This window comes from Edwardsiella sp. A.80236 (assembly GCF_044540725.1).
GTDB lineage: Bacteria > Pseudomonadota > Gammaproteobacteria > Enterobacterales > Enterobacteriaceae > Edwardsiella > Edwardsiella tarda.
This window is the reverse complement of record NZ_JBIUCY010000004.1, coordinates 1-12,754: the sequence shown is the minus strand read 5'-3', so window position 1 is coordinate 12,754 and position 12,754 is coordinate 1. Positions and strand designations below refer to the sequence as shown.

The window sequence follows — 12,754 nt, the reverse complement described above, 5'->3', positions numbered from 1 at the left end:
GGTCCATTTTTTATGCCACAATAGCCCTCCGATGGCATGGCGTAGTGGCTGGCCCTTCCTCTTGTGCGATAGATGACAATGACCTCGATCTCCTCCATAAGTCACGGCTGGCTGACGCGTGAGCGTGGCTTTGCCGCCTTTTCCACCGGCCCATTGCTGGATTTTTGGCAACGGCGTCAGGAGGCGGAGTTTATCGGCGTCGATGGCGTGCCGATCCGCTATGTGGTGTTGCGCGCGGCGCAGCATACTCGCGCCATCCTGGTGGTGCCGGGCCGGATAGAGAGCTATATGAAGTATCCTGAGCTGGCCTACGATCTGTTTCTCAGTGGCTACGATGTGGTGATCATCGACCATCGCGGGCAGGGCACCTCTGGACGCCTCTTGGCCGATCGTCATCGTGGTCACGTCGAGCGTTTCACCGACTACGTGGACGATCTTCAACAGTTGTGGCAACGAGAGCTACTGGCTCATCCTTATCGCCAGCGCTTCCTGTTGGCCCATTCGATGGGGGGGGCGATCAGTGCGCTGTTTCTGGCGCGTCGTCCGCGTGGGCTGACCGCCGCCGCCCTCTGCGCCCCAATGACCGGTATTCGCTTGCCGTTGCCGCGTTGGCTGGCACGCCCCATCTTGGCCTGGGCTGGCCGCCGTGAGGTACGACGCACCCGTTACGCGTTAGGCACTGGCTACTGGCGCCCGTTGCCGTTTATGGTCAATGAGTTGACGCACAGTCGCGTGCGCTACCGTCGTTTTTTACGCTACTATTCTGATTATCCCCAGCTCCAGGTGGGCGGGCCGACCTATCATTGGGTCGCCGAGAGCCTCGCCGCCGCCGAGCTGGCCATTGCCAACGCCTCACAGATTACGGTTCCGTTGCTTCTGCTCCAGGCCGCCGAGGATCGGGTGGTGGACAATGCTTCACATCTGCGTTTTTGTCAGGCACTCACCGCCGCCGGCAACGCCCCTTGGGGCGGAGCGCCGTTGGTCATTACAGGTGCACGCCATGAGATCCTGTTTGAACGGGACAGCCAGCGTGCCGCCGCGTTAACTGCCATCATGCGGTTTTTCGCGCAATTTACCGAATCATCGGCACCTACTGCCGCCAACTCCTCTTGAGGTTAGAGTTTATTCTATGTATCAGATTGTAGCTTCGGACATGGACGGTACCCTGCTGTCGCCCGCTCATACCCTGACCCCGTTCGCCCGCGATACCCTGCGTCTGTTGACCCAACAGGGGGTGAACTTCGTGTTCGCCACTGGCCGCCATCACATCGATATCGCACAGGTACGTGATAGCTTAGGGATTAAAGCCTTCATGATCACCTCGAACGGCGCTCGGGTGCATGACCCGCTCGGCGAGCTGATCTTCAGCCATAACGTCGATCCGGATATTGCCCACGATCTCTTCACGATCGTGCACGATGATCCGGCGATCCTTACCAATGTCTACCGTAACGACGACTGGTTTATGAATCGTGAAGATCCCTCGCAGCGTGAGTTCTTCCAGGAGTCGGTGTTCCATTACCACGTCTTCGAGCCGGCGATGCTGCCGACGGATGGCATCTGCAAGGTCTATTACACCTGCGCCGACCATGAGCGGCTGTTGCCACTCGAGGCGGCGATCAACGCGCGCTGGGGCGATCGGGTCAATGTCAGCTTCTCGCTGCCCACTTGTTTGGAGGTGATGGCCGGTGGGGTATCGAAGGGACATGCGTTGGAGTATGTGGCGCGTCGCCTGGGTTATACGCTGCGCGATTGCATCGCCTTTGGCGATGGTATGAATGACCTGGAGATGCTCGAGATGGCTGGCAAGGGGTGCATCATGGCCGATGCCCATCAGCGCCTGAAAGATCTCCTTGCGCAGTGCGAGGTGATCGGCAGTAACGCCGATGATGCGGTGCCGCACTATCTGCGTCAGATGTACTTACATCAGGCCTGATGCTCTCAGGAGGGGCGTGACACGCTGGTCACGCCCGAGCTCCGGGGCGTCCCACCGTTTGGCGGGACGGCGTCCCCGTTACTCTGCCGGGAACAGGAACGGGTTGAGGCTGCTGCGCGCGAAGCCCGCTTCCTCCATCTTGGCATCCAGCAATAGGGTGGCGAGATCGTCGGCGACGGCGTCGAGTTCGGCTTCCTTCTCCTGATACAGGATCTTCAGGTAGCTGCCGCAGTCGCCGCAGCTCTCGGCTTTCACCGCCGCCTGCTCGCTCTCCAGCGACCAATAGCTCAGATCGCGGCTCTCCTCGCAGTTACTGCACTTCACGCGCACCATATGCCATTCGCTTTCGCACAAACCACAGTGCAGGTAGCGCAGACCGTTGCTGCCGCCGATATGGACCACGCTACTCACCGGCATGCTACCGCACACCGGGCAGAAGTGGCGTTGCTCGCCGTAGTCGGCTTGCGCTCGCCCCGGTAGCTGGCTCGCCATCTGCGCCCAGTAGAGGGAGAGCGCCGCCCACAGGAACAGGGCGCGATCGCTGCCGACAGTGGCATAGTCACCCGCTAGCAGGGCGCTGGCCAGGGCTTCGCGCTCGCCAGCGGCACACTTCTCCAACCCTTCGAGAACCGGCAAGATATGTGCGGCTGCGTTGGGGCGGAGTTCGGCGATGATGGCTAACAGCAGGCGTTGCCAGTGCGGGGTACGGGCAAAGGTCTTGATGTCGAGCGGTGGCGTACCACAGGAGGCCGCGTTGGCGATGACCGGCGCGAGATCGAGCGTTAGCGGGTGGTCGAAGAGTGCCTGTTGCTGGGCATCGGCCAATTCGGCGGCGAAGCGCAGGTAGTCACCGAGCGGATTCTCTTCGGCCAGGGTGCGCAGACGTGCCGCGCGTCGGCTGTAGAGATGCTGGAGGTGAGGCAGCAGCAGAGGAGGAATCGGACCCAAGGCGCTGGTACGGTGTTCGTTACCGAGCTGCTCTTGCGGAAGAATACGGATGCTCATAGCGTTTCATCTAATCGATAAGAGAGAAGTTATTGTGCCTGCCGCCCCAGGTGGGACGGCAGGTACGCATGCGGCGTTGAGGCACCGCCTTAGCGAGGCGCTTTCTTGGTACGCGCCTCCTGTTCTTCCACCTCTTGCAGCCAGCGTGGATGATGCTTTCTGGCCCAGCGGCGACTGACCTTACCTTCGATCATGCCCTTGATCGAGCCTTTCACCCAGAACGCCATGTAGATATGAACCAGGATGGCTTGGATCAGCACGATGGCGGCGATGGCGTGCAGCAATAGGGCATAACGCACCAGGGGGATCGGGAAAAGGTCCGCGAAGTAGGGGCGCCAGATGATGATACCGGTGACCAATAGCACCAGAATCAAGCTCATGATGCTCCAGAACATCGCCTTCTGTCCCGGGTTGTACTTACCGACACGTGCCACGAGGTGTTCGTTACCTTTCAGCACCTCGATGATTCCCTTAAACCAGGGAATGTCTTGGCGGCTGAACAGGTTATATTTCACGAAGCGGAAAAACATCACCAGCAGGGTAACAAAGATCAATACGCCGAAGAAGGGGTGCAGGATACGCCCCATCTGCGGTGTGCCAAAGGTCTCTGTTAACCACTGGAGCGTCGGAAAGAACAACGCGATCCCGGACAGCGCAACCAGGAAGAAGGAGATCACCACCGTCCAGTGGCAGGCCCGATCGATAAATCGGGTGCGCAGGATGAGGTTATTTTTGCTCATGGCTATCCTCCTTCTTTGCGTGCGGCTGATCGGCGTCGCGCGGCGGCGTCGTGCCGACGTCTGAGTGCCCCTGATCGTCATCGTCCTCCTCTTCCGTGTTGGGGCCGACGGCGATGTAGTGGTAGATCAGGCCGATAAAGGTCGCGATAAATCCGGCAAAGGCGACCGGCTTGAGCACATCCTTCCACAGGGTGATTGGCGTCGCGATCTGCGGATCCTTCGGCAGGTTGTGATACAACTCGGGCCGATCGGCATGATGCAACACATACATCACATGGGTGCCGCCAACCCCGGGCGGATCGTACAGACCGGCATTGGCGAAACCACGGCCCTGTAGTTCGCTAACGCGCTCGGCGGCCAGGGTTTTCATCGCCTCTTTGGTGCCAAAGTGAATGGCGCCCGTCGGGCAGGTCTTGACGCAAGCCGGTTCCTGACCGACGGCGACGCGGTCGACGCACAGGGTACATTTATATACCCGCTTATCTTCCGGATTCATCCGCGGCACGTTGAACGGACAACCGGCGATGCAGTAGCCGCAGCCGATGCAGTGCTCCGATTGGAAGTCGACGATGCCGTTGGCGTACTGGATGATCGCCCCCGCCGAGGGACAGGCTTTCAGGCAGCCGGGATCGGCGCAGTGCATGCAGCCATCTTTGCGGATCAGCCACTCCAGTTTGCCGTTCTCCTCCACTTCGGAGAAGCGCATCACCGTCCAGGACTTGGCCGTCAAATCGGCGGGGTTGTCATATACCCCGACGCAGTGACCGACTTCATCACGGATATCGTTCCATTCCGAACAGCCCACCTGGCAGGCTTTACAGCCGACACAGGTGGTGACGTCGATCAGCTTGGCGACCTCTTCCTGGTGATTGCGCCCATTAGGCGGCGGCGTTAGGGAGTTGGTGGCCGAACGCCTGATAATGTCTTGAGATTGCATTGACAAGGTTAGCCTCCGTTACACCTTTTCCACGTTAACCAGGAACGCCTTGTACTCCGGCGTCTGCGTATTGGCGTCACCGACGAATGGCGTCAGTGTGTTGGCCAAGAAACCGGGACGCGCTACGCCCAGGTAACCCCAGTGGATCGGGATGCCGATGGTATCGACCTCCTTGCCGTTGACCTTCAGGGTGCGTAGGCGTTTGGTTACCACCGCCTTCGCCTTGATATAGCCACGGTTAGAGCTGACCTTAACCGTATCGCCATGGGCGATACCCTTGCTGTTGGCCAGGCGCTCACCGATCTCCACGAACTGTTCCGGTTGGATGATCGCGTTCAGCAGCGCGTGTTTAGTCCAGTAGTGGAAGTGCTCGGTCAGGCGATAGGTCGTACCGACATAGGGGAACTGTTCCGCCTTGCCCATCTGCGCCAGATCGTCCTTGAAGACACGTGCCGCCGGGTTGGAGACCACGTTCGGGTGCAGCGGGTTGGTTCCCAGCGGCGTTTCGAACGGCTCATAGTGTTCTGGGAACGGCCCCTCGGCCATCTTATCGATGGCGAACAGACGCCCCATCCCCTCCGGCTGCATGATGAATGGCCCGACGCCGCTGTTGGGCGGTGCATTGCTGTAGTCGGCGATATCGATACCGACCCACTTGGCGCCATCCCAGTGCAGCAGTTCACGCTTGGGATCCCAGGGTTTCCCTGCCGGATCGGCCGAGGCGCGGTTGTACAGGATGCGACGGTTAAGCGGCCACGCCCAGGCCCAGCCCAGGGTGTTACCCAGACCGGAGGGATCGCTGTTGTCACGACGCGCCATCTGGTTACCCGCTTCGGTCCAGCTACCGGCGAAGATCCAGCAGCCGCTGGCGGTACTGCCATCGTCACGCAACTGGGCGAACGAGCTGAGCTGTTGCCCCTTCTTGACGATCACCGCACCACTGGTCGGATCGACCAGATCGGCCAGGGCGCGTCCGTTATTCTCGCGTGCGACCTCTTCCGGATGAGGGTTGTCCGGCGTCAGGTAGTCCCAAGACATGTTCAGCACCGCCTCCGGCAGCGCGCCCCCCTCTTTCGCATACATCTCGCGCAGACGCAGGAAGATGCCGGAGAGGATCGCACCGTCATTGAGGGCGATCCCCGGGGCATCGGCGCCTTTCCAGTGCCACTGTAACCAGCGGCCCGAGTTGACGATAGAACCCTCCTCCTCGGCGAAGCAGGTCGATGGCAGGCGGAACACCTCGGTCTGAATGGTGGACGGATCGACCGCATTCAGCTCACCGTGATTCTGCCAGAAGCTGGCGGTCTCGGTGTTCAGCGGATCGATAGTTACCAAGAATTTCAGCTTGGAGAGACAGTCGATTACCTTGTTTTTATTCGGGAAGGAAGCGACCGGGTTAAAGCCTTGGCAGATATAGCCGTTGACCTTACCTTGCGACATCATCTCGAAATACTGTAGGACGTCATAGCCCTTGTCCCACTTCGGCAACCAGTCGAAGCCCCAGTTATTCTGTGCCTGTGCCTTATCGCCATAGAAGGCCTTCATCAGGCTGACGAAGAACTTGGGCGTATTGCCCCAGTAGTTGACCTGACCGGGCAGGGTTGGCTTCGGCGTGGTGGCCGCCAGGTAGCTGGCGAGATCCGGTTGTTTCTCCGACGGCAGGCTGAGGTAACCCGGCAGGCTGGTGGAGAGAAGCCCCAGGTCGGTTAACCCTTGAATGTTAGAGTGACCGCGCAGGGCGTTGACGCCACCGCCTGCCATCCCCATGTTGCCCAGCAGCAGCTGGATCATCGCCATGGTGCGGATGTTTTGTGCGCCGACCGTATGTTGGGTCCAGCCCAAGGCATACAGGAAGGAGGTGGTCTTATCCGGTGCGCTGGTCTCGGCGATATATTCACATACCTGGAGGAAGTCGGCGCGCGGGGTGCCACAGAGGTTCTCGACCACTTCCGGCGTGTAACGCGCGACATGTTGACGCAACAGGTTCCATACGCAACGGGGATCCTGCAGGGTATCGTCACGCTTGGCGAAGCCCTGTTCGTCAAACTGGTAGTTCCAGCTACTCTTGTCGTAACGGCGCTTCTCGGCGTCGTAGCCGCTGAACAGACCCTCCTCGAAGCTGAAGTCCTCACGCACTAACAGACTGGCGTTGGTGTAGTTCTTCACATACTCGGCATTGATCTTGTTGTTATCGATCAGATAGCGCAGGACCCCGGACAGGAAGACGATATCGGTACCCGAGCGGATCGGCGTATAGAAATCGGCCACGGAGGCGGTACGGGTAAAGCGCGGATCGATGACGATCAACTTGGCGTTGTTATGGATCTTGGCTTCCATCGCCCAGCGGAAGCCGACCGGGTGCGCTTCGGCAGCATTACCGCCCATCACCACGATCAGATTGGCGTTCTTGATGTCGACCCAGTGGTTGGTCATGGCACCGCGACCAAATGTTGGAGCAAGACTTGCTACCGTTGGTCCGTGTCAGACACGCGCTTGGTTATCGACTGCCAGCATCCCCAGTGAACGGCTGAATTTCTGCGTCAGGTAGCCGGTTTCGTTGCTGGAGGCCGAGGCGCACAGCATCCCGGTACTCAGCCAGCGGTTGACGGTGACGCCCTGCTCGTTGGTGGCGATAAAGTTGGCGTCGCGGTCTTGCTTGATCAGGCGAGCGATGCGGGTGAAGGCCTCATCCCAACTGATGCGCTGCCAGGCGTTGGAGCCCGGGGCGCGATATTCCGGGTACTGAAGACGGGATTCGCTGTGAATGAAGTCGATAAGGCCGGCGCCCTTCGGGCACAGCGCGCCACGGTTAACAGGATGATCCGGATCCCCCTCGATATGGAAGATGTTCTCTTTGGCGTTTTTGGCGCCATCACCTAGGCTGTACATCAACAGCCCACAACCAACGGAACAGTATGTACAGGTGTTACGGGTCTCTTTAGCGCGCAGTAGTTTGTACTGCCGGGTCTGCGCTAAAGCCAGTGATGGGGCGAACCCCAACACCGCAGCCGTTGTTCCTGCCATACCGCCAGCGCAGATCCTGAAGAATTGTCTTCTGCTGACTTGCATGGATTGCTCCTCAAATAACCACATTGTTTATCGAAAGGCGCCGACATGCCCGCTGCCGCCGGTGCGTTTCCTTTTCATTGTTTGTTATTGCGTATCGCTTTTTTGGGTATGATTTCCCTATGTGTACTTTACCATGGAAGTATATTGAATGTTACGAATAGGTTTTAAATAAGAGTATGTTTTGCTGGCGAATAGCCTGTTGTTTCCGGTTTTTTTACATTTTTGCTATGTAATTCAAATTATTGAAGCCATTGTCTCGTTACATGCTAAGCATGGTAATTAATGTAGTTAAAATTGATCGCGCTTGATTTATTATCTGGCGATCGATGGTGGCGTTTCCCCGTTTTGATCAAATTGGTGGATGTGAATCGTGAATAAGCGCGTAGATCCGGCGTCACATAACGTGTGTGGCGCCACGACGCATCAGGTCTGGTCGCGTACCGACCTGACGCAGGCACACCCCGACTGGGTAGCGAATGAAGTCCCCGTCGCCTTGGTGTATAACGGGATTTCCCATGTGGTGATGATGGCCTCGCCGAAGGATCTGGAGGCGTTTGCTCTCGGTTTTTCCCTCTCTGAGGGGATCATTCGTACGCCGCAGGATATCTATGGTATTGAGGTGCAGACGGCCTGCCAGGGACTCGAGGTGCAGATCGAACTGTCGAGCCGTTGCTTCATGGCATTGAAGGCGCGTCGGCGTTCATTGGCCGGGCGTACCGGCTGTGGGGTCTGTGGCGTTGAACAGATCGGCGATGCGTTGCGTCCTCTGGCGCCGTTACCCTTCCAGCAACGCTTCGATCTGGCCGTATTGGATCGGGCTTTGGCACAGTTACGCGATGTGCAGACGATCGGCAACCTGACCGGTTGCACCCATGCCGCCGCCTGGCTGGATGAACAGGGTACCCTATTAGGTGGCTGTGAGGATGTCGGGCGCCACGTGGCGCTGGATAAACTGCTGGGGCGGCGTGCCCATCAACCGACCTGGCAGGCGGGGGCATTACTGGTTTCGAGCCGCGCCAGTTATGAGATGGTACAGAAGGCGGCGATGTGTGGCGTCGAAATCCTATTTGCCGTCTCCGCCGCGACCACGTTAGCCATCGAGGTGGCGGAGCGCTGCAACCTGACGCTGGTTGGTTTTTGCCGCCCCGGTAAGGGGACCATCTTTACGCATCCACAACGGCTGTATGGTGCCTGAGGCGTGCTCGTGATCGCGACCGGCTAAACAATCTATCTGGTTTCTCGTTACACAGGAGTTGGTGTCATGCACTATCCCGAAGTCTATATTGGCCGCTGTGCCCCATTTGTCGGCGGAAAGAACAGTGCTATCGCCAAACGTCAGATGGCGGATGCGCTGGTATTGCAGCGTTTGGGGTTGGCTGGCGATGAACAGGCGGAGCTACGCGTGCATGGCGGTGCCGATCGGGCATTGTGTCACTATCCACGTGAGCACTATGCCTACTGGCGTCAATGCTATCCGCAGCAGGCGGAGCGCTTCGAGGCGGCGTTATTCGGTGAGAATCTTTCTACCCTGGGATTGGATGAGTCGTCGGTCTTTATCGGCGATATTTACCGTTGGGGAGAGGCGTTGATCCAGGTGACTCAGCCCCGCTCGCCCTGCTATAAGCTGAATCAGCTGTTGGCTACCGAAGATTTCGCCTACCAGATGCAGCAGAGCGGTCGTTGCGGTTGGCTATACCGAGTGCTGTCGGAGGGGCGCGTCGGTGAGCGTCATCCATTGGAGCTGGTGACGCGTAATAGTGAGATCAGCGTGGCGGAGTGTATCGCCATCGTCCTGCATATGCCGTTTGATCAGGCGGAATATCGTCGTTTGTTGGCTTGCGCCGGATTAGCGGCCAGTTGGACCAAGACGTTACAAAATCGCCTATTACAGGGGCGCATCGAGTCGATGAATCGGCGTTTGTACGGTCGGGAATAATCGCGACCGGCCCGTGCGCGACGGGCCGGTAGCATGATCACAGATACAGTGAGCGGACGATCAGGAAAAGACCGACGAAGTAGCCGAAGGCGATGATGGCGCCGGCGGCGCGGAATTGGACGCGGAAGCGATCGATCAGCCAGATGCTATTGGCTAACAGCAGCAGCCAGGCGCCGAGCAACAGGGAGAAGCCCTGATCGTCGCCGCGAGCGAAGTATTGCGCCCCCGCCACCCAGACCATCACCAACATCATCGCCACATAGGTCACGACCGGCCAACGCAGCGTATCCAATCTCCCCCAGATGATGGCCAGGAGCACCACACCGATAGCCAGCAGGATCAGCAGCGGGGGCCAGTACAGGGCCATGGTCATACCGCTGGCGAAGCCGATGGTATACAGCAACTGGCTGAGGAATAGGGCGCCGATGGCATAGAGCATCCGCTCGCGCGGCAGTAGCAGCAAGGCATCGGCGATCAATGTCGCCAGCAAGCCGCACAAGATAAAGTAACCGCTCGGGCCGAGCTGCGGGGCATTCCAGCCCAGCAACAGCAGTAACAACAGCGTTAACGGCTTAAATAGCCAGCGTTGCCAGCTCGGGCCTCGGTAACTGGCATCGACATATAGCCAGCCGGAAAAAAGAACCGCCAGAAATGCCCAACTCATGCGTCCTCCTAACATTGGGTGGGGGATCAGCGCCGCGCGCCAGGGATATCCATCGTTTGAGTGTAGGGGAAGGCGCGTCGGGCGACAATGGCTTCCCGTGCCCGGTGTCCAGGCGCGGTCGGCTATGTTAGGCTGTGTCCGCAAACAGTGATGTGCATTGGCTGACCGCGTCGGTGGTACGTCTCCGGCACCCAAGCAGGACGTACCCGCACCGGTGAGCAGCGCACGTGAGAGGAAACATTTACGGGAGAGTCGACCTAGCACCATGTCCAGTCAGCCGCTATACCGCATCCAGTTTATGAATAACGGCAAAAACTATCAGCTGTATGTGCGGGAGATCGTACAGAGTAATCTGTTCGGTTTCATCGAGATCGCCGATTTTATCTTCGGTAGCCAGGCCACCTTATTGGTGGACCCAAGCGAGGAGAGACTGAAGAATGAATTCGCCGGTGTCACGCGTAGCTATATTCCGATCCAGGCGGTGATCCGCATCGATGCAGTCACCGAGCGAGGAAGCGCGAGCATCTCTGATCTGGGAGACAACGTGGCGGCCTTCCCTCTGTTTAGTGGGAAGAAACCCGGATGAGTCGGCCGCCGTTGTTCTTCATCATCGTGGTGGTGGTGATTGCCCTGCTGGCGGCTCAGCGTTTTGTTCAGCAGCGCCGCCAGAGCGCGGCCGATGCGGCGGCGATACAGCATAGTTTGCGAGCGACGCTGACGGAGAAGCAGGCCTTGCCTTCGCCATTGCGTTCGCGTCAACGGGAAGAGATCGTTGCCGAAACGCAGCGTTATCGCGTGCAATTCAGTGCTGTGGACGGTCGCGCACTGCGTTTTACCCTACCCGAGCAGGCGTGCGCCGAGTTAGTCCCAGGCATGCAGGGTATTCTGCGGGTGCAGGGTAGCCGTTTTATCAGCTTTACCCCCGACGCCGCCTGAGCGGCGTCCGTGATTAGGGCTTGTTGCGGGGCTGCCTCTTCTGCCAGGCGAGTAGCTCGAATACGCCGAACAGGAAGATGCGCAGCTCCTGCCAGAATCCCAGCTTACGGTTATCGGCTGGCAGGGTGCTCTTCAGCAGGGTGACCTGTAGGCCGTGCATTAACACGGTGAAAACCATCGCGACGTTGACGAAAATATTCAGTGGGCGCGGGAAGGCATGCAACAGGTTCGCCAACATAAACCCCCATACGCCCAGCATCAGCAAGCGACCCAGATTAATCCACATCATCTATTATCTCCTGGTGCGCGGCATCGTTTTGGCGATGATACAGGCGGTAGGCGACCTGACCGGCGTGTTTCTCGCGTTGTAAGCTCCAACTCGCTGGCAATACCAGTGCAGGCCCTTCGGCTTCGCATTCGACATAGATCCAGGCGTCGTCGGCTAGCCACCCCTGACTTTCCAACAGGAACAGGGTGTCGTTCAAGAGCCCTTTGCGGAAGGGCGGATCGAGAAATACCACCTGATAGGGTTCACCTGGCTGAGCTAAGAAGCGTAACGCATCGGTATGAACGACGCTGATCTGTGAACAGTTAAGCAGAGCCGCGTTTTTACGCAGACCGGCTGCGACGTGACGATCGGCCTCTAGCAGCGTGGCGTGCGCGGCATAGCGAGAGATGGCCTCGAATCCCAGGGCACCGCTTCCGGCGAAGACGTCCAGGCAGCGACTATCGGGCAGGATCGGTGCCAACCAGTTGAACAGGGTTTCGCGTACCCGGTCGGTGGTCGGGCGTAATCCTGGGCTATCGGGCACTGGCAGCTTGCGGCCGCGCCACTGCCCGGCGATGATGCGGATCTGTCCGCTGGGTTGTGCGTGAGGTTTTTTTGCCATCTATTCTGTTAATGTTGTTGAGGAAATCGGAGACAGGGGAATACGTTACCCTGTGGCCAGTTTGCGCGCCGCTGGGGACGGGACAATCTGGCGGATGATTGCGGGAGCGCTCTGCTCCGGCTCCGGCAATACAGATGATTGCGCGACACAGCCTAATCCTTTATTGATTGAAATGCCACCCGAAACCCGGTGACATCCATGTTGTGTACAGCGGTTAAGTGATAAACTCATCGGTTGGTATTTTGTAAATTGAATTTGTGTCTCTCGCCGCGCGGCGTTGTCCGCGCCAGCCCATGGTGGGAGTCCGCTTATAGCCAAGATTTGAGGCGGGAGTAGAGTCGTAAGATGGCAAAAGATAAGAAACGTGGATTTTTCTCTTGGCTGGGATTTGGCCGTCAACAGGAGCCAGAGGCGCAGTCGGAAGAGCAGGCCACGCCAACGCCAGTCGTTGAGCCGGAGGCCGAGCGACGTGAGTCGGAGAGCAGCGCACAGTCAGCGTTGACCCCCAGCGAAACCTTACCGCTTGACACGGCGCCTACCGCGTCGATGCTCGCTGCAGAGCAGGCAGAGCAGGCAGAGCAGGCAGAGCAGGCAGAGCAGGCAGAGCAGGCAGAGCAGGCAGAGCAGGCAGAGCAGGCAGA

13 protein-coding genes and 1 pseudogene are annotated in these 12,754 nt (G+C 58.6%); 7 read left to right on the top strand and 7 right to left on the bottom strand.

All coding sequences use genetic code 11. From position 1 onward, the window contains the following. Positions 1-78: 78 nt before the first annotated feature. Together pldB and yigL are read left to right on the top strand one after the other, a co-directional pair. On the top strand, positions 79-1,113 hold the full coding sequence (pldB, locus tag ACEQFP_RS05270; protein WP_370547534.1) for a lysophospholipase L2: 1,035 nt from the start codon (positions 79-81) through the stop codon (positions 1,111-1,113). Between the two features lie 16 nt (positions 1,114-1,129). Next, on the top strand, positions 1,130-1,936 hold the full coding sequence (gene yigL / locus ACEQFP_RS05265; protein ID WP_005290667.1) for a sugar/pyridoxal phosphate phosphatase YigL: 807 nt from the start codon (positions 1,130-1,132) through the stop codon (positions 1,934-1,936). A 78-nt stretch (positions 1,937-2,014) separates the two neighbouring features. Here the strand turns inward: yigL and fdhE are convergent, their stop codons facing one another. From fdhE to fdnG, 4 genes are all read right to left on the bottom strand, one after another. Further along, positions 2,015-2,941, bottom strand: coding sequence for a formate dehydrogenase accessory protein FdhE (gene fdhE / locus ACEQFP_RS05260; RefSeq protein WP_005290662.1), 927 nt, complete (start codon positions 2,939-2,941; stop codon positions 2,015-2,017). Between the two features lie 89 nt (positions 2,942-3,030). After that, entirely contained in the window at positions 3,031-3,681 is a 651-nt protein-coding gene (fdnI, locus tag ACEQFP_RS05255; RefSeq protein ID WP_370547135.1) for a formate dehydrogenase-N subunit gamma, read from the bottom strand. Beyond that, complete coding sequence (gene fdxH / locus ACEQFP_RS05250; protein ID WP_035595442.1) at positions 3,668-4,624, bottom strand: formate dehydrogenase subunit beta; 957 nt, start codon at positions 4,622-4,624, stop codon at positions 3,668-3,670. Before fdxH ends, fdnI begins: the two co-directional genes overlap by 14 nt. Before the next feature lie 12 nt (positions 4,625-4,636). Continuing rightward, positions 4,637-7,687, bottom strand: a complete 3,051-nt coding sequence (fdnG, locus tag ACEQFP_RS05245; RefSeq protein ID WP_005295502.1) for a formate dehydrogenase-N subunit alpha — start codon at positions 7,685-7,687, stop codon at positions 4,637-4,639. Positions 7,688-8,057: 370 nt separating this feature from the next. On the opposite strand from fdnG, the gene fdhD reads away from it, so the two are divergent. Together fdhD and yiiM are read left to right on the top strand one after the other, a co-directional pair. After that, positions 8,058-8,882: a formate dehydrogenase accessory sulfurtransferase FdhD gene (gene fdhD, locus ACEQFP_RS05240; RefSeq protein ID WP_035596638.1), complete on the top strand. Its 825-nt coding sequence runs from the start codon at positions 8,058-8,060 to the stop codon at positions 8,880-8,882. A gap of 66 nt (positions 8,883-8,948) precedes the next feature. Next, positions 8,949-9,623 (top strand): 6-hydroxyaminopurine reductase, encoded by a 675-nt coding sequence (gene yiiM / locus ACEQFP_RS05235; RefSeq protein ID WP_005290639.1) that lies wholly within the window; start codon positions 8,949-8,951, stop codon positions 9,621-9,623. Positions 9,624-9,660: 37 nt separating this feature from the next. Here yiiM and ACEQFP_RS05230 read toward each other — a convergent pair whose 3' ends face one another. Further along, a complete protein-coding gene (locus ACEQFP_RS05230; RefSeq protein ID WP_005290636.1) occupies positions 9,661-10,287 on the bottom strand; it encodes a lysoplasmalogenase in 627 nt (208 codons plus the stop codon). Between the two features lie 265 nt (positions 10,288-10,552). On the opposite strand from ACEQFP_RS05230, the gene ACEQFP_RS05225 reads away from it, so the two are divergent. After that, positions 10,553-10,873, top strand: coding sequence for a DUF1820 family protein (locus ACEQFP_RS05225; RefSeq protein WP_005290633.1), 321 nt, complete (start codon positions 10,553-10,555; stop codon positions 10,871-10,873). After that, entirely contained in the window at positions 10,870-11,223 is a 354-nt protein-coding gene (locus tag ACEQFP_RS05220; RefSeq protein ID WP_370547136.1) for a DUF2500 family protein, read from the top strand. Before ACEQFP_RS05225 ends, ACEQFP_RS05220 begins: the two co-directional genes overlap by 4 nt. A gap of 13 nt (positions 11,224-11,236) precedes the next feature. Here ACEQFP_RS05220 and ACEQFP_RS05215 read toward each other — a convergent pair whose 3' ends face one another. Then, a complete protein-coding gene (locus tag ACEQFP_RS05215; RefSeq protein WP_024522676.1) occupies positions 11,237-11,509 on the bottom strand; it encodes a DUF1145 family protein in 273 nt (90 codons plus the stop codon). Next, positions 11,499-12,113, bottom strand: a complete 615-nt coding sequence (gene rsmD, locus ACEQFP_RS05210; protein WP_005290625.1) for a 16S rRNA (guanine(966)-N(2))-methyltransferase — start codon at positions 12,111-12,113, stop codon at positions 11,499-11,501. Before rsmD ends, ACEQFP_RS05215 begins: the two co-directional genes overlap by 11 nt. Positions 12,114-12,458: 345 nt before the next feature. Here rsmD and ACEQFP_RS05205 point away from each other — a divergent pair. Continuing rightward, positions 12,459-12,754 (top strand): annotated as a pseudogene (locus ACEQFP_RS05205) (signal recognition particle-docking protein FtsY); the annotation flags it as partial.